Raw genomic sequence first — 17,363 nt, forward strand, 5'->3', positions numbered from 1 at the left:
AAAGCCGGCAATCGCCGGCTTTTCTATTTCTCATCAGCTGCCGGCCCAAACATCCAGCACATAGCGCTGGTCCGCGATCATCTTGTCCATCCATGCCGCGCTGTCGTGCCCATGCTCGCGCGCCAGGTCGCTCAGCGTGCGCCGCACGTCGGGCTCCATGCGCGAGCCGTCGCCGCACACGTAGACCACCGCGCCCGCTTCCAGCAGCTTCCACACGTGCACGGCCTGCTCGCGGATCAGGTCCTGCACATAGACCTTGCGCTCGCCCGCGCGAGAGAAAGCGGTGTGCAGCTTCATCACGCCGCGGTGTGCCCAGGCCTGGAGTTCTTCGGCGTAGATGAAGTCCTGCTCGGGATGACGGCATCCGAAGAACAGCAGCGCCTCGCCGAGCGCATTGCCGGCCTCTATCTGCGCCGCGCGTTCCTGCAGGAAGCCGCGGAATGGCGCGAGGCCGGTGCCGGGGCCGATCATGATGAGCGGGCGGCTCGCATCTTCCGGCAGCCTGAAGCCTTCGGCCGTGGTCTCGCGCACCACGCCGTGCACCGTGTCGCCGGCTTCGGCGCGCGCCAGGAAGTTGGAGCACACGCCCTCGAAGGTGCCGATGCCCGACTTGGCGGGGCCGCTCACCACGCCCACCGTCACGCTGCACTTGCCCGGCGTCATCGTCGGCGACGAGGAGATGGAGTAATAGCGCGGCGACAGCGGCGACAGCATTTCGAGGAACACCGCGAACGGCACCTGGCAGGCGCGATGCTCTTCCAGCAGGTCGAGCAGCGATTTGCGCTTGTGGAGCACGTCGGCCTTGTATGCCGCCTGCGAAGCCTCGTCGCTGCCTGACAGGGCCAGCAGCTTGGGCTTGGTGAAGGGGCACTCGGTGTAGGCGGCGAGCGTGGCGATCTGCTTGCGCGTGGCCACGTCCTGCAGCTCGACGTAGTCGCCCAGCAGGCGGTCGACCGCGATCACCTGCTCGACCGGCAGCGCCGCCTTGCGGCCCGCGACGGCATGCAGGCGCACATGCGCCGTGCGGTCAAAGCCGAAGCGCGCCATTGCACGCTCGACCTGCGCCGGGCTGTTGCGCGGCACCACGCTGAGGTGGTCGCCGGCGCGGTAGACCAGGCCCTCGGGGAGCATCAGCTCGACGTGGCGCGTGGAGCGGCCGGCTTCGCCACCGTGCTCGCTCGCGCCGCTTTGCAGCTCGCGGTTCTCGATCACCCGCAGCGCCACCGCGCCCAGCGCATCGACGATGGCGTTCTTCTGCGGCGGCGGCAGCTCTTCCAGCGTGTAGAGCGGTTCGCTCTGCGCGGGCGTGTCGGCGCCGGTCTTGATGTCGAAGGCCTTCACCAGCTCGGGCCAGAGCGCGTCGCTCCAGTCCTGGAAGGCGCCATCCATGTCTTCGCGCGCGTCGCCTTCGCCGCGCGGATGCACGCGCGTGGCGCCCAGTGCCTCGAGCCGTTCGTCGATGCGGCGCGGCACGGCCTGGTAGGTGGCGGCCCAGTCGGTGTTGCCGCAGCCGAACACGCTGAAGCGCACGCCGTTGAGCGCGTCGTCTGCCTTGTCGAGCCAGCGGTGGAACTCGGCCGCGTTGTCGGGCGCCACGCCGTTGTACGAAGCGCAGACGATCGCGACCGCGCCGTTGGCCGGCAGCCGTTCGGCATAGTCGTCGAGCGAGGCCAGCTGCGTGGAGAAGCCGCGCATCTCGCCCGCCTCGGCCAGCTGGCGCGCCAGGTCTTCGGCGGTGCCGAGGTTCGAGCCCTGCAGCACCAGCAGCGAGGTGCCGTGGCGCGCGGCCTGCGGCTTGCGCGCTGCAGCGGCCTGCACGGGTTGCACCGGAGCGGCCGCCGCGTCGGTCATGTTGCCACGCGGGCGCGTGGCCGGGTCGCGCAGCAGCGCCTTGATCCTGAAGCCCTCGGGCTTGATGGTGAGCGCCTCTTTGATCTTCAGCTTGTAGCCCGTGTGGTCCACCAGGTTGAAGCGCTGCAGGATCATGCCCAGCGTGAGCACCGCCTCCTGCAGGGCGAACTGCCGCCCGATGCAGGCGCGCTGCCCGTTGCCGAAGGGCTTGAAGGCGTTCACCGGCCGCTCGCGCTCGGCCTCTCGGCTGAAGTTGTCGGGGTTGAACTGGTCGGCGTTCTCGCCCCAGATGCCCTTGTCACGATGCAGCGCCAGCGCATGCATGATGATCATGTTGTTCTTCTTGATGGTGTACTGGCCGCCGATCTTGGTGTCTTCCTTGGCGCGCATCGAGATGGCAGGCGCCGTGGGGAACAGGCGCAGAGATTCCTTCAGCACCTGCATCACGTACTGCAGGCGGTTGACCTGCGCGTAGGTGGGCTTCTGCGTGGTGTCGGGGCCGAACACGTTGTCGACCTCGGCCTGCGCCTTGGCCATGGCCTCGGGGTTGTTCAGCAGGAAGTAGATGGCGAACGAGAGCAGGCCGCTGGTGGTTTCATGCCCCGCGATGAGGAATTCGATGCACTCGTCGCGGATCATCTTGTCGGTGAGCTGCTCGCCGCTCTTCTTGTCCACGCCCGCGATCATGTAGCTCAGCAGGTCTGGCTTGGTGGCGATGTCGGCGCCGCTCGCGCGCCGCTCCTCGATGATGTCTTCCACCATCTTGTGCATGTAGCGGATGTCCTTGCGCTGCTGCGCAAGCTCTTTCTTCAGCATCAGCTCTTCCAGCGGCAGGCCGCGGCGGTTCTGCACCGTCTCCAGCGTGCGAACCATCGCATCGACGAAGGGATGAAAGCCTTCGCGGTAGAACGAGTTGAAACGGTAGCCGAAGCCGCACAGGCCGATGGTGTCGAGCGTGAGCGCGGTCATGTCGCGCACCACGTCCACTTCCTCGTCGAAGTTCAGGCGCTCCCACTTGGTGACCAGTTGCCCGGCAATGTCCAGCATCATCGGGTGGTAGGCCTGCATCGCGCGCTGGCTGAAGTTGGCCAGCAAGATGTTGTGCGGCTTCGACCAGGTTTCTTCGTGCGTGTCTGATGTGAAGAGGCCATGCGACGCGGCACGCAACCGGCGCAATGCACCGCGCGTGCTCTTGTCGAAGCGGGCTTCCTCGCACAGTTCGTCGACCAGCGCGGGCGACGACACCACGATCACCGGCATGCCCGGCATGTCGAGCCAGTAGATGCCACCGAGGTCTTGGGCGATCTTCCACATGTCGAGCACGGGAGAATCGGAGCCGATCGACAGCAGGTTGCCGACGAAGGGCTTCTTCGCCGGATGCGGGATCGGGTGGAGCGAGTTTTTGCCTGCCATCGTTGTTGTGCCTTTGGGTTGGACCCGCTTCGGATGTCCGGGGTGTAACAACCGGAGTATCCCGACGGCACGGGGGCAGGGAGGACGGGGTTTCCCTTAGCTTCTGGTTCGTTTCTCGGGTTCATTCAGGGCGCGCTCACGCCGACGGGGTACCTTGCTCCGCGAATGTCCCCCGGCCTGCGGCCTCCTCCTTTATTTCGCTGCGCAAGGCACCCCGCCGTCGTAAGCGTTCAGAGCACTTGTTGATCGGCCGCAAACCGGTGGCCTGCGCACACGCCCTGAACCTGGAGCCCCTGGGAAGAGTCAGGGCCGAACCATCTTGCACTCGGTACCCTGGGCCAGCTCGTTCCCGGTATAGACCGCGTCAGTGCGAAACCCGTAGTTCGTGCCCTCCCAGCCCACCTTCACGGTCTTGCCGTCCACCGGCGCAATGGTGTTGACCACCTGCGGCAACAGCAACTGATGGTCTTCGCCACGCATGCGCACCGGCCCCACCACCGAATCGAAAGTCAGGTCCTCGAGCGCATGCGCCACCTTCACCGTGTCCGTAGAGCCTGCCCTGTTGATGGCCGCAGCCAGCAGGCGCGGCGTCATGTCGATGCGCGGCGCCAGAAAGTCCTTGCCCGTCTTGGCCTTGTACGCCCTGGCCAGCGCGTCCACCTTCGGCGTGTCGGCCTCGCCCGGATGCCATTCGGCCACCCACGTCAGCTGCCCCAGCTTCGCCTGCGACACCGCGGTCACCGTGCCCGGCACCGAACCCGCGCTGTGGTTGAAGTAACGTAGGTTGTAGCCCGCGTCGCCCGCGGCCTTCAGCAGCAGCGTCATGTCCTGGCCCCAGTTGCCGGTGATGACCGAGTCCGCGCCGCTCTGCTTCACGTTGGCGATGTAGGGCGCGAAGTCCTTCACGCGGCCGATGGGGTGCAGCGTCTCGCCGACGAACTGGATGTCGGGCCGCGCCAGGCCCACCATCTGGCGGCCATAGCTGGCCCACTGCTTGCCGTGCGCATAGTCCTGGTTCAGCAGATAGACCTTCTTCACGTCGGGCGTCTTCTTGATGTAGTTGGCCAGCGCCTTCATCTTCATCGCCGTGTTCGCCTCTGTCTGGAAGTGCCAGAAGCTGCAGGCCTTGCCCGTCATCTCCGGGTCGATGGACGAGTGGTTCAGCACGATCAGCTCCTTGCCCGGGTTGCGCTGGTTCCAGCGCGCCACCGACTGCACCAGCGCCGTGACCACCGACGAGCCCGAGCCGCCCGTCACGATTGCCTTCGCACCCTGGTCGATGGCCGCCTGCAGCGCGCTCTGGCTTTCCTGCGCCGACAGCTTGCTGTCGAACTGCAGCAGCTGCAGCTTGGTGCCGCCGAGCACGCCGCCCTTGGTGTTGATGTCCTCGATGGCGTACTGCGTGTGCATCAGCATCAGCTCGCCGACATTGGCGAAGGGGCCCGAGAGCGGGTCGATGTAGGCGATCTTGTAGGTCTGCTGCTGTTGAGCATGCGCGGCGCCCGCGATGCAAAGCACAGAGGCAAGGGCGATCCGCGCCAATGGCGCACGGTTGAACTTCATGGTTTGTCTCCGGAGGGTGTTGTCTTCAGTTCTTCGTTCGCAGCCCGATCACGCGGCTGGCCAGCTTGGTGAGCTCGGCCACCACCTCGTCGGGAGACAGGCGTCCGCCCGGCCGGTACCAGCTGTACAGGAAGCCCGGCAGGCTGCAGGCCGCGAGCGCGGTGATCTTGGTCTCGGTGAAGTCGAGGTCGCCGTCGCGCCGCGCTTCTTCGAGCAGCGGGCACAGCAGGTCGTAGAAGTGGTGCGCCAGCTTCTTCTGCGCGGCCAGGTATTCGGGCCGGTACACCTGCGGCTCGCGGTAGGCGAAGAAGGCTGCCGGGTGGTGCGTGATGGTCGCGCGGATGAGCCGCTCGATGCCTTCGAGCACCTTCTCGCTGGCGCGGCGCGGGTCGGTGGCCGCGAAGTCGAGCGCGGTGAAGCAGTCGACCGCCGGGGCCCACGAGAGCGTCTCGAAGATCTCCTGCTTGTCGCGGAAGTAGTAGTACACGAAAGGCTTGGTCACTCCCAGCGCGCGAACGATCTGCGCCATGGTCGTGTTGGCATAGCCCTGCGCCGCGAACAGCTGCGCCGCCGCCTGAAGGATGCGCTCGCGCTGAAGGTCGGTGCCTTGCGTGGCGGCGCGCTGCCGGCCGGTGCCCTGCGGCAGGTGCGGCTGCGTGGTCGTTGTCTCGCTCTGGTCTCCAGAGGGTTTTTGCCGTGTCGCGGAAGTTATACCCATGGGTAGGATTGTTCGTGCACCATGCGGCATTGGCAAGCGCCCGCCCTGCATGGGCGGCTATCGATAACCCTGAGAAAGTGACGCCATGGAGACATTGCCCGACCGCCCCCAGCAGCCCCTGCACGAGTACCTGCGCACCCACGCGCGCGAACGCGGCGCGAGCCCCGCCTGCATCTGGTACGGCCACGCCATGAGCTGGGCCGAGCTCGACCGCGCGAGCGACGCCTTCGCGGCGCGGCTGCAGGCCCTGGGCGTGAAGAAGGGCGAGCCTGTGGTGCTGTTCCTGAACAATTGCCCGCAGTACCTGGTGGCGCACTTCGGCATCCAGAAGATCGGCGCCATCGTCTGCCCGAGCGGCCCGCTCAACAAGGAGCATGAGCTGGCCTACCAGGTCAACGACCTGAAGGCGCGGGTGATCGTCGCGGCTGCGCCGCTGCTGCCGGTGGTGCGCAAGGTGCAGCCGGAGAGCGCACTCGCGCATGTGTTCGCCGTGCACTACGCCGACCTGCTGCCCGCGGAGCCCACGCTCGACCTGCCCGCCGAACTCGCCGCTGAACGCAACACGGCGCGCACCGTGCCCGAGGGCTGCGAAGACTTCCTCGCCGTGATGAAGGCCGATGCCAGGCCGCAGCCCGTGGCCATCGACATGGACGACGTGGCGCTCATGACCTACACCTCGGGCACCACGGGGCTGCCGAAGGGCGCGATGCTCACTTACGCCAACGCGCTCTTCAAGACGCGCGCGGCGGCCGACTGCAACGGCGTGGGGCCCGCCGACGTGCTGCTGTCCATCGCGCCGCTGTATCACATCGCAGGCATGCTGATGGGCGTCAACGTGCCGGTGCTCAGCGGTGCGGCCTCGGTGTTGCTGCATCGCTTCGACCCCCGCGCCGTGCTGCAGGCCATCGCAACATACAAGGTGAGCTGGTGGTACAGCATCGCCCCGATGAACGTGGCCTGCATGCAGGTGCCGGACATCGCGGCCTTCGACCTGGGCAGCCTGAAGATGAACCCGGTGACCAGCTTCGGCATCACCTTCACCCAACCATTGGCGCAGCAGTGGCGCTCGCACGCGCCCAACTGCACTTCGTTCGAAGCCGCCTACGGCCTGAGCGAGACCCATACCTGCGACACCTACACGCCGCACCATGCGCCGCGCTGGGGCACGCAGGGCATCGCGGTGCCGGGAGTGACCATCCGCATCATCGACACCGAGACCCAGGCCGACCTGCCGGTGGGTGAAGTCGGCGAGATCGTGCTGACCAGCAAGGGCTCGTTCAAGGGCTACTGGAACAAGCCCGAGGCCACCGCCGCCACGCTGCGCAACGGATGGGTGCACACCGGCGACATGGGCAAGATCGACGCCGACGGCTACCTCACCTTCATCGGCCGCTTCAAGGAAATGATCAAGGTCTCGGGCTACAGCGTGTTCCCGGAAGAGGTCGAGACCATCCTCATCAAGCATCCGGCGGTGGCGCAGGCGGCGGTCATCGCGCAGCCCGATGCGGAGAAGGGCGAGGTGGTGAAAGCCTTCATCGTGCGCAAGCCCGGCGCCTCGCTGGAGGCCGACGCGCTCGTGGCCTGGGCGCGAGACAACATGGCAAGCTACAAGGCGCCGCGCGCCGTGAGCTTCATCGACGCACTGCCGACCACCGGCGCCGGCAAGGTGCTGCGCCGGCTGCTCAAAGACAAAAGCTGAGAGGTTCCGTTTGCTGTTCTCCAAAGTTCTGATTGCCAACCGCGGCGAGATTGCCGTGCGGCTGGTGCGCGCGCTGCGCGACCTGGACATCGCCAGCGTGGCAGTGCATGCGCGCGACGACGCGGCGGCGCTGCACGTGCAACTGGCCGACGTGGCGGTGGCGCTCGATGCCACCGGGCCTTCCGCCTATCTCGATGTCGCGGCACTCATCGCGGTGGCGAAGGCGCAGGGTTGCGATGCGGTGCATCCCGGCTACGGCTTTCTCAGCGAGCGCGCCGACTTCGCGCAGGCCTGCGCGGACGCCGGCCTGGTCTTCATCGGCCCCACGCCGGAGCAACTCGGCCTGTTCGGCGACAAGGCGCGTGCACGCGCGCTGGCCACGCAATGCGACGTGCCGGTGATGCCCGGCAGCGCCGGCGCCGTGACGCTCGCTCAGGCTCAGGCCTTCTTTGCCGAGCAGCACGCGCAGGGCGCGGGCGTGATGGTCAAGGCCATCGGCGGCGGCGGCGGGCGCGGCATGCGCGCGGTGCTGGATGCGCAGGAGCTTGCGCAGGCGCATGCGCGCTGCATGTCGGAGGCCAAGGCGGCCTTCGGCATCGAGGGCGTGTATGTCGAGCGGCTGATGCGCAACGCGCGGCACATCGAGGTGCAGGTGCTGGGCGACGGACAGTCGGTGGCCAGCCTGGGCGAGCGCGAATGCACGCTGCAGCGGCGCTTCCAGAAGCTGGTGGAAATCGCGCCCAGTCCTTCGCTGCCCGAAGCCTTGCGCGCGCAGGTGACGCAGGCCGCGCTGCGCATGGCGAAGACGGTGGGCTATCGCGGGCTCGGCACTTTCGAATTTCTGGTTGACGCGGAATCGTCGACGCTGCCCTTCGTCTTCATCGAAGCCAATCCGCGCCTGCAGGTGGAACACACGGTGACGGAGGCGGTGACGGGGCTGGACCTCGTGCAGCTGCAGATTTCGGTGGCGGCGGGCGAGCCGCTCGGCGTGCTGGGCGTGGAGGCCGATCGCACGGCGCCGCAGCGCGGCTTTGCGGTGCAGTGGCGCATCAATGCGGAGACGCTCGATGCGCAGGGCAATGCGCGGCCTTCGGGCGGCACGCTGGCGCGCTTCGATCTGCCCGCGGGGCCGGGCGTTCGCGTCGACACGCATGGCTATGCCGGGCTCGCGCCTTCGCCGCACTACGACACGCTGCTCGCGAAGCTGATCGTGCATTCGCCGTCGCCACGTTTCGCGGATGCGCTGCGGCGCTCGCTGCGCGCGCTGGACGAATGCCACATCGAAGGCATCGCCACCAACCTGTCGCTGCTGCGTGCCATTGCCGCGCGGCCCGAGTTCGCGACGCAGGCGGTGCACACCCGTTTCGTCGAGGCGCACCTGGGCGATCTGCTCGCGGCCTCGGCATCGTTTGAAAAGCTGGCAAGGAAGGCGGTCGTCGCGCCTGCAGCCGAAGCCGCCATGACGGACGACGGCGCTGACGAGCTCACGGTGAAGGCGCCGATGCCCGCGCGCCTCGTGCAGTTCGAAGTCGCCGTGGGCGACGTGCTGCCGGCCGGCGCGCAGCTAGGCGTGCTCGAGGCGATGAAGATGGAGCACCTGCTGCATGCGCCCGTCGCCGGCCGCGTGGTCGCGTTGCTGGCCGCGCCCGGCGACTACCTCGTCGAAGGCCAGTCGCTGGTGCAGCTCGAAGCCGTCGATGCGCAGGCGGTCGAGGCCGAGGCGCGCACCGAGCACGACCTCGACACCATCCGCCCCGACCTGCAGAAGGTCATCGACCGCCACGCGCCCACGCTGGACATCAACCGCAAGGCCGCCGTCGACAAGCGCCATGCGCAGGGCGGCCGTACCGCGCGCGAGAACATCGCGGACCTGTGCGACACCGCATCCGACCCCGGCAACTTCATCGAGTACGGTGCGCTCGCCATCGCCGCGCAGACGCGCCGCCGCACGCTGGAAGACCTGATCGCCAACACGCCCGCCGACGGCATGGTCACCGGCCTGGGCAGCGTCAACGCGAAGCAGTTCGGCCCCGAGGCATCGCGCTGCGCGGTGCTGGCCTACGACTACACGGTGCTGGCCGGCACGCAGGGCATGCGCAACCACCACAAGACCGACCGGCTGCTGGCGGTGGCACACCAGCTGAAGCTGCCGGTCGTGCTGTTCGCGGAAGGTGGCGGCGGGCGGCCGGGCGATACAGACATGCCGATCGTCGCGGGCCTGAACAACCACACCTTCAGCCAGTTCGCGGCGCTGTCGGGCAAGGTGCCGGTGGTCGGCATTGTGCATGGTCGCTGCTTCGCGGGCAACGCGGCGTTGCTGGGCTGCGCCGACGTGATCATCGCCACCAAGGGCAGCAACATCGGCATGAGCGGCCCCGCGATGATCGAGGGCGGCGGTCTCGGCACCTTCGCGCCCGAGCAGATCGGGCCGAGCAGCGTGCAGTCGCGCAATGGCGTGATCGACATCCTGGTGGACGACGAGGCGGCTGCCGTGGCGGCGGCGAAGCAATATCTCTCGTACTTCCAGGGCCCGACCTCCGACTGGCAATGCGCCGACCCGCGCATGCTGCGCCACGTGGTGCCCGAGAACCGCCTGCGCGTCTACGACGTGCGCGCGGCCATGCGCGGCGTGGCCGACACCGGCTCGCTGCTCGAGCTGCGCGCGGGCTTCGGCGCGGGTGTGGTCACCGCGCTGGCGCGCATCGAGGGCAGGCCGGTGGGCCTGATGGCCAACAACCCGCATCACCTGGGCGGCGCGATCGACGTCGAGGCGGCAGACAAGTCCGCGCGCTTCATGCAGCTTTGCAATGCGCACGGGCTTCCGATTGTTTCGTTGTGCGACACGCCCGGCTTCATGGTCGGCCCTGAAATCGAGGCGCAGGCACAGGTGCGCCATGTGTGCCGCATGTTCATGGTGGCGTCGCATCTGCGCGTGCCGTTCTTCGCGGTGGTGCTGCGCAAGGGCTACGGCCTGGGCGCGCAGGCGATGACGGCGGGCGGCTTCGATGCACCGGTTTTCACGGTGGCCTGGCCCACCGGCGAGTTCGGGGCGATGGGCCTCGAAGGTGCCGTGCGGCTGGGTTTCCGCAAGGAACTGGCCGCCGTGCCGGAAGGTGCCGAGCGCGACGCGCTGTTCAAGAAGCTCGTGGCGCAGCAGTACGCCAACGGCGAGGCGATCCACATGGCGCAGACCCTGGAGATCGACGCGGTGATCGACCCGGCGGACACGCGCACCTGGCTGGTGCGCGGGCTGGATTCGGCCGCGGGGCGCCACGAACCGGTCTCGCCCTACGTGGACACCTGGTAACCGCACGCTAGACCTCGTAACGACCGGGGTAAAGGCGGCTCCGTAAACTGGGCGGCTTTGCGCGCATGGAATTGATTTCACGTTGGCGGGCCCGGTCTTGCGCGGGCGCCGCAACGCATTGGATGGTCGCATTGCTCCTTGCCGCGGTGGGTGCCGGCGTGTGGGCATTGCCATCCGCCGGCCAGCCGCCCCGGCAGCCCGCCGAGGCCCATTGGGTCGCAAGCTGGGCGGCGGCGCCCATGGCGTTCAGCGAACTCATGGCGAACCCCACCACCGCACCGCTGGCAGGGCCCGGCAAGCATGTGTTTCGCGGCCAGACGCTGCGCCAGCTGGTGCAGCCCGCGCTGGACGGAAGCCGCGTGCGCGTGCGCTTCTCCAACCGCTTCGGCAAGGCGCCGCTGCGCATCGCCGCGGCGAGCGTGGGGCTGGTCACCGGCGGGAACGCGGTGTCTCCGGCCACGCTGGGCGTGCTGCGCTTCGGTGGCCGCGGCAGCCTCACCATTGCCCCGGGCGCGGATGCCTGGAGCGACGGCATCGACCTGAAGGCCGAGGCCGGACAAACACTGGCGGTGAGCACCTACCTCGACCAGCCGACGCCCTTCGCGACCATCCACCAGAACGGCCAGGGCACGAGTTGGGTCGCCCCTGGCAACGGCACCGGGACACCCAGGCTGCAAGGCGCGGCGCCGCTGGCGCTCAACCACATCGTGACCGGCCTCGACGTGATGACGAGCCAGCCGGCCCGCGTCGTGGTGGCCTTCGGCGACTCGATCACTGCGGGCGGCAACGACGCCAGCGGCGGCTCCTACCCCGTCATGCTGGCCACGCGGCTGCGCGACAGCCCGCAGGTGCCAGCGGGGCTGTCGGTGATCAACATGGGCATCGGCGGCAACCGGCTGCTGCTCGACAGCTCGGGGCCCAGCGGCATGTCGCGCTTCGCGAAGGACGTGCTGGCGCAAAGCGGCGTGACGCATGTGATCGTGCTGATGGGTACCAACGACATCGGCCGCGGAGCGTTCGCCGACGTGCCGGGGTTCCCGCACACCGCGTCCGAGGCGCCCACCGCCGAGCGCATCACCGAAGGGCTCGAGCAGCTCATCAAGCAGGCACGCGCAAAGGGCGTGAAGCTGATGATCGGCACCGTGCCGCCGTTCCGGAACACGCCCTACTGGACGCAGGCGACCGAGGCCATGCGCGGCGCGGTCAACACCTGGATCCGCGGCCGGCAGGACGTGGACGGCGTGATCGATTTCGACGCCATCCTGCGCGACCCCGCCGATCCGCTCGCGCTGAACCCGAAGTACGACAGCGGCGACCATCTGCACCCGAACAAGGCCGGGCATGCGGCGATGGCGGCGGCCGTCGACCTGAAGGAATTGCTCGAGTGAGCATGCGCGATTCGCAGCGTGGATCGCGAAACAGCTCTACATAAGACTTCGTGTCCCGCTTACAGGCGGTTCACATGAGCCCGGCAGCATGAAGGCTCCTCCAACAACTCATGAGGAGTCCTTCATGAAAAAAATCGCATTGGCTCTTTCCATCGGTACGGCTTCGCTTCTGTCGGTAGGCGCGTTGACCGTTCCCACCGCCGCGCAGGCGCAACCCGTGGTGACCGTCCAGGTGGCGCCGCCTCCGCCGCGCTTCGAACGCGTGCCGCCGCCGCGCCGCGGTTTCGTCTGGGCGCCGGGGCACTATGAATGGCGTGGTGGCCGCCACGTGTGGGTGGGCGGCGGCTGGGTGCGTGCCCGTCCGGGCTATGCATACCGTGCGCCGGAATGGCGCCAGGACGGCGGCCGCTGGGTGTACAGCGCCGGCCGCTGGGACCGTGACGGTGACGGCGTGCCCGACCGCTACGACCGCCGGCCGAACAACCCCTACAGGAACTGAACTAGCGGAAGACGACGGTGCGGTGGCCGTTCAGCAGCACCCGGTGCTCGCTGTGCCACTTCACCGCGCGGGCCAGCACCTGGCTTTCAGTGTCGCGGCCGCGTGCCGTGAGGTCTTCCACCGTGTCGGTGTGGTCGGCGCGGGTCACGTCCTGCTCGATGATCGGGCCTTCGTCGAGGTCGGCCGTCACGTAGTGGGCGGTGGCGCCGATCAGCTTCACGCCGCGGTCGTGCGCCTGGTAGTAGGGCTTGGCGCCCTTGAAGCTGGGCAGGAACGAGTGGTGGATGTTGATCGCGCGGCCGGCCAGGTTGCGGCACAGGTCGTTGCTCAGGATCTGCATGTAGCGCGCGAGAACCACCAGTTCGGCGCCTTCGGCCTCGATGATTTCCAGCTGCTTCGCCTCGGCCTGGGCCTTGGTCGCGGCCGTCACCGGGATGTGGTGGAAAGGCACGTTGTAGCTGGCGGCCAGCTGGTAGAAGTCGCGGTGGTTCGAGATGATGGCGCGCACGTCGATGGCGAGCAGGCCGCTCTTCCAGCGGAACAGCAGGTCGTTGAGGCAGTGGCCTTCCTTGCTGACCAGCAGCACGGTCTTCATCGGCTCGGCGGCGGCGTGCAGCTGCAGCGTCATGCCGAAGCCGGCGGCGAAGGTCTTCAGCTCTTCGCGCAGCGCGGCTTCGCTGTGGTCGCCGCAGGCGAAGCGCACACGCATGAAGAACAGGCCGGTGCCGTGGTCGTTGTACTGGGCTGCCTCTTCGATGTTGGCGCCACGCTCGAGCAAAAAGCCCGAGACGGCGTGCACGATGCCTGTCCGGTCGGGGCAGGAGAGGTTCAGGATGTAGGCGGGCGAGGTAGGCGTAGAGGTCGTCATCTGGGTGGAATTGTCGCAGGGGTGCCAGAATCGCGATTTTCCCCGACCCCACAACCCGCAGGAGCGAGACATGGCCTTCCAGGACTTCAACATGGACAACCAGTGGTTGCCCTTCACCCCCAACCGTCATTTCCGCAAGGATCCGCGCGTGTTCGTCGCGGCCGACGGCATGGAATTCACCACCCACGACGGCAAGAAGGTGATCGACGGCATCTCGTCGCTGTGGTGCGTGGGCGCGGGCCACAACAGGAAGCCGATCAACGAGGCCATCAAGAAGCAGCTCGACACGCTCGACTACGCCACCGCCTTCCAGGTCAGCAACGACAAGGCGTTCAAGGCGGCGGAAATGATTGCCTCGCTGGCGCCCGGCGACCTCAACAAGGTGCTGTTCTGCAACTCGGGCTCGGAAGCCGCCGACACCTCGATGAAAGTGGCGCTGGCCTATCACCGCGCGCGCGGCGAAGGCCACCGCAATGTGTTCATCGGCCGCGAGAAGGGCTACCACGGCGTGGGCTTCGGCGGCATGTCGGTGGGCGGCATTCCGGGCAACCGCAAGGTGTTCGGCTCGGCCTTCCTGCCGCGCGTGGACCACATGCGCTTCATCCATGATCCGGTGAACCACGCCTACATCCACAACGAGGAGCCGGTGTGGGCCGAAGACCCGCTGGTGGAGCTCGAAACCCGCATCCTGCCGCTGCACGACCCGAGCAACATCGCGGCGATCATCGTCGAGCCGGTGGCCGGTTCGGCTGGCTGGTACCTGCCGCCCAAGGGCTACCTCAAGCGCCTGCGCGAGATCTGCGACAAGCACGGCATCCTGTTGATCTTCGACGAGGTCATCACCGGCTTCGGCCGCATGGGCACCAACTTCGCGTCGGACTATTTCGGCGTGGTGCCCGACATGCTGAACTTCGCCAAGTGCGTGACCAACGGCGTGATTCCGCTGGGCGGCGTGATCTGCCGCGACAAGCTCTACGACGCGATGATGAAGACCGATGCGCCCGAGCACGTGGTCGAGTTCTTCCACGGCTACACCTACTCGGGCCACCCGGTGGCCTGCGCCGCGGCCATTGCCACGCTCGACCTGTTCAAGCAGGAGAACCTGTTCGCGCGTGCAGGCGAAATGGGCAAGGTGCTGGGCGATGCCTTCCACAGCGCCTTCAAGGGCCTGCCCAACGTCATCGGCATTCGCAGCCTGGGCATGGCCGCTGCGGTGGAGCTCGCACCCATCGCAGGCTCGCCGGGCAAGCGCGCTTACGAAGTCTTCCTTGATTGCTTCCACAAGGGCGCGCTGGTGCGCCCCGCCGGCGACGTGCTGGTGATCGCGCCGCCGTACATCGCGGAAAAGTCGCACATCGACACGCTGGTGAACACGCTGGCGGACGCGATCAAGGCGCACGCCTGACGGCTGCCCGCATACGCCGCCGCGGCACCGCGGCGGCGTGAACCGGACTCTGGCTACCCGTCCACTTCTTCCGCGGCAAGGCCCGCGAGGTACACGCAGGACCCACCGATAACGGTAGCCAGCAGCGCCAGCGTGAAGGCAAGGCGCTTGCCGTGCCACAGCGATCCCAGCCAGGTCGCCGACTCGGCCATCCACACGGTCGCTTTTCCGCCCAGCCGTTCCATTTCCTGCTGTTCGCGCTTCGATGTTTCGAGCGGTACCACGTACACCTGCCCGTCGATGACGCGGCGATCGGCCGCTGTCGCGTCGTCGTTGCCGCTCGCCACGATGTAGACCATCACAGCGCAGATCCAGCCCGCGACGAGGATCGCGATGCCCGCGAAATGAAGGCGGCGATGGGGTGCGATGGCGTTGCGCGGCATGGCCGGATTCTGTCGCAGCGCGCCCGCGCATGCACGGGTTTGTTCCCACCACTTCTACCGATTCTCGGGATACCGGCAGCTTCTTGCCGTTTCTAGCATCCCCTCTCGCGAAACGCCTCGCCCGTGAATTCAATTGCGGATTCAAGGCGAGCGAATTCCAGAGAGGAGCAGTCATGCAGCGCGTCTTTTTCCATGCCGGTCTCGTTGAGGCCGGCCGTCGTCGCCGTCGGGTTCCGAGGCTGATCGCACTTGCGTTCGCGGCCTGCGGCTGCGCGTCTTCTTCGATGGCGCTGGCCAACAACGTCGGCGAGAACGCTGCGTGGCAATTCCAGACGAGCGCCGACAAGGTCAACCAGGCGGCCGTGCAGGACATGATCCGCAAGCAGAAGAGCGGCTACTACGCCGCCCCGGTCTACAACACGACCATCGGCCGGCAATACAACTGCAACGTCTCGGCCACCTCGACCGGCAACGACGGCAACAACAGCACGGTCGCGAATTCGCCGTCGAACGCGGGCGCGAATTCGAACGCCTCGGGCAACGACAGCCGCAGCGCCGTGGGCTCGCAGGGCGGCGCGACAGTAGGCACCTCGCAGGCCAACAGCGGTGCGGTCGGCTCGGCGGTCGTCGGCGGCACCAGCACGCAGGTGCAGGGCGCGGCCAACCAGGCGCTGAACTCGACGCAGGGCAACACCGGCGCGCAGACGGCCAGCGTGGGCGGCAGCTCGGCGTGCGCCTTCGGCGTGCTCAATTGAAAACCGGGGCAAGCGACATGCACATCACCCAAACATTCGCACTCGCCGCGGTCGCGACCGTGGCGCTCGCCGGTTGCGTCTCTGCGCCACAGCAGCGCTTTGCGCCCAACGAAGCACCCGTGGTGCTCGGACCCTCGGTGCGCGACAACGTCACGCCGATGGAGGCCGTGCTCGCGTGCTACGCCGACCACATCGCGGCCACGCGGCGCCCGCCCATCGTCGTCGGCGTGGGCGACGTGAAGGACTACACCGGCAAGTACAGCATCAACGAAGGCAATGCCATCACGCAGGGCGGCGCGCTGATGGTGTATTCGGCGCTCGGCAAGCTCGGCGGCGCGGTGAGCATCGCGGAGCGCTTCGACCCGGTGATCGCCGAGCGCGAGCTCGCGTATGCAGACCGCCGCCAGCTCGGCGACGGCCGCACGCACCAGCTCGGCGGACCCAACGGCGGGCAGACCGTGCCGTGGATGCCGTACTTCGGCGGCACCATCAACAAGTCCGACTACTTCATCGTCGGCGGCATCACCGAGCTCAACTACAACATCAACTCGGGCGGCGCCGAGTTCGCGGTGAACCAGGTGGGCGTGAAGGCGCGCACCTTCAGCCAGTCGGTGAGCGTGGACCTGCGCATCGTCGACACCAAGTCGCTGATGGTGGTGCGCACGGTGAGCCTCACCAAGCAGTTCAACGGCTATGAAGTGGGCCTGAACGTGTTCCGCTTCTTCGGCAGCAAGCTGTACGACGTGGACATCGGCGCCAAGGGCCAGGAGCCGGTGCAGATGGGCGTGCGTGCCGCGCTGGAAGAAGGCGTGGTGCGGCTCATGGCGGCCGTCACGCAGGTCGACCATCGGCCCTGCATGACGATGCGCCCGGGCGGCGGCGAGCCGATTCCGACCGTGCCCGCCGACCAACTGCGCAAGGTCGACAACCCGGGCGATGCCACGGCGGGCGGCGCGGCGGTCACTTCGCCGGTGGTGCAGGGCGGCGTGGCCGTCAACGCGGGCGGCCCTGGCGGCGCCCGCCTGACCGGCACGGCCACGCAGGTGCCGTTCGACTTCGGCGCCACCACGCTCGGCGGCAGCTCGCTCGCATTGATCGACCAGATCGCTGGCCTGGCCAAGAAGGGCGCGACCGACATCGTGCTGGTGGCGCGCGACACCGAGAACTGGGACGCCCGCAAGCGCGACGAGCTGACCGATCAGCGCATTGCCGCAGTCACTTCGGCGCTGGCCAACCGCGGCGTGGCACCGGGCGCCATCAGCATCACCTGGCGGCCCGATGCGGCCGATACGTCGATCCACCGCGATGGCCCGGGGCTGCAGGAGATCGCCAAGCTGCGCATCGGCAGCGTGGCGGTCGGCAGCGCCACCTCCATTCCTTCCGAAGGCGCCGGCAAAGGGGGCTGAGCCGCCGCGCATTCATCCAGCAAGTCGAGTCCCCTGAAATCTGTTCCACACGCTTCGCCCCATCGTTCT

Annotated in this window: 12 protein-coding genes; 7 read left to right on the forward strand and 5 right to left on the reverse strand. The window is 67.7% G+C overall.

Features of this window, described 5'->3' with window-relative positions; genetic code table 11:
- Nucleotides 1-33: 33 nt before the first annotated feature.
- The 3 genes from ACWV14_RS04255 to ACWV14_RS04265 form a co-directional block, all read right to left on the reverse strand.
- Entirely contained in the window at nucleotides 34-3,264 is a 3,231-nt protein-coding gene (locus ACWV14_RS04255; RefSeq protein WP_454906488.1) for a bifunctional cytochrome P450/NADPH--P450 reductase, read from the reverse strand.
- Nucleotides 3,265-3,567: 303 nt separating this feature from the next.
- Nucleotides 3,568-4,827, reverse strand: coding sequence for a branched-chain amino acid ABC transporter substrate-binding protein (locus tag ACWV14_RS04260; RefSeq protein ID WP_454906486.1), 1,260 nt, complete (start codon nucleotides 4,825-4,827; stop codon nucleotides 3,568-3,570).
- A 25-nt stretch (nucleotides 4,828-4,852) separates the two neighbouring features.
- Nucleotides 4,853-5,545, reverse strand: coding sequence for a TetR family transcriptional regulator (locus ACWV14_RS04265; protein WP_454906484.1), 693 nt, complete (start codon nucleotides 5,543-5,545; stop codon nucleotides 4,853-4,855).
- Nucleotides 5,546-5,630: 85 nt separating this feature from the next.
- Here ACWV14_RS04265 and ACWV14_RS04270 point away from each other — a divergent pair, with 85 nt between their 5' ends.
- From ACWV14_RS04270 to ACWV14_RS04285, 4 genes are all read left to right on the forward strand, one after another.
- The gene (locus tag ACWV14_RS04270) at nucleotides 5,631-7,244 is read left to right on the forward strand and encodes an AMP-binding protein (protein ID WP_454906482.1); all 1,614 of its coding nucleotides are present in this window, start codon (nucleotides 5,631-5,633) and stop codon (nucleotides 7,242-7,244) included.
- 13 nt (nucleotides 7,245-7,257) lie between these two features.
- On the forward strand, nucleotides 7,258-10,551 hold the full coding sequence (locus ACWV14_RS04275; RefSeq protein WP_454907827.1) for a carboxyl transferase domain-containing protein: 3,294 nt from the start codon (nucleotides 7,258-7,260) through the stop codon (nucleotides 10,549-10,551).
- A gap of 122 nt (nucleotides 10,552-10,673) precedes the next feature.
- Nucleotides 10,674-11,939 carry a GDSL-type esterase/lipase family protein gene (locus ACWV14_RS04280; RefSeq protein ID WP_454906480.1) on the forward strand — a complete coding sequence of 422 codons (1,266 nt, stop codon included), beginning with the start codon at nucleotides 10,674-10,676 and terminating at the stop codon, nucleotides 11,937-11,939.
- 124 nt (nucleotides 11,940-12,063) lie between these two features.
- Nucleotides 12,064-12,438, forward strand: a complete 375-nt coding sequence (locus tag ACWV14_RS04285) for a YXWGXW repeat-containing protein (RefSeq protein ID WP_454906478.1) — start codon at nucleotides 12,064-12,066, stop codon at nucleotides 12,436-12,438.
- Nucleotide 12,439: 1 nt separating this feature from the next.
- Here ACWV14_RS04285 and purU read toward each other — a convergent pair whose 3' ends face one another.
- The gene (gene purU, locus ACWV14_RS04290; RefSeq protein WP_422084802.1) at nucleotides 12,440-13,306 is read right to left on the reverse strand and encodes a formyltetrahydrofolate deformylase; all 867 of its coding nucleotides are present in this window, start codon (nucleotides 13,304-13,306) and stop codon (nucleotides 12,440-12,442) included.
- 70 nt (nucleotides 13,307-13,376) lie between these two features.
- On the opposite strand from purU, the gene ACWV14_RS04295 reads away from it, so the two are divergent.
- A complete protein-coding gene (locus ACWV14_RS04295) occupies nucleotides 13,377-14,711 on the forward strand; it encodes an aminotransferase class III-fold pyridoxal phosphate-dependent enzyme (RefSeq protein WP_454906476.1) in 1,335 nt (444 codons plus the stop codon).
- A gap of 53 nt (nucleotides 14,712-14,764) precedes the next feature.
- Here ACWV14_RS04295 and ACWV14_RS04300 read toward each other — a convergent pair whose 3' ends face one another.
- A complete protein-coding gene (locus tag ACWV14_RS04300) occupies nucleotides 14,765-15,133 on the reverse strand; it encodes a hypothetical protein (protein WP_454906475.1) in 369 nt (122 codons plus the stop codon).
- A gap of 173 nt (nucleotides 15,134-15,306) precedes the next feature.
- Here ACWV14_RS04300 and ACWV14_RS04305 point away from each other — a divergent pair, with 173 nt between their 5' ends.
- Together ACWV14_RS04305 and ACWV14_RS04310 are read left to right on the forward strand one after the other, a co-directional pair.
- Nucleotides 15,307-15,888, forward strand: coding sequence for a hypothetical protein (locus ACWV14_RS04305; RefSeq protein WP_422084805.1), 582 nt, complete (start codon nucleotides 15,307-15,309; stop codon nucleotides 15,886-15,888).
- Nucleotides 15,889-15,905: 17 nt separating this feature from the next.
- Entirely contained in the window at nucleotides 15,906-17,294 is a 1,389-nt protein-coding gene (locus ACWV14_RS04310) for a CsgG/HfaB family protein (protein ID WP_454906473.1), read from the forward strand.
- Nucleotides 17,295-17,363 lie beyond the last annotated feature (69 nt).

It is taken from the genome of Variovorax durovernensis, from assembly GCF_977011995.1.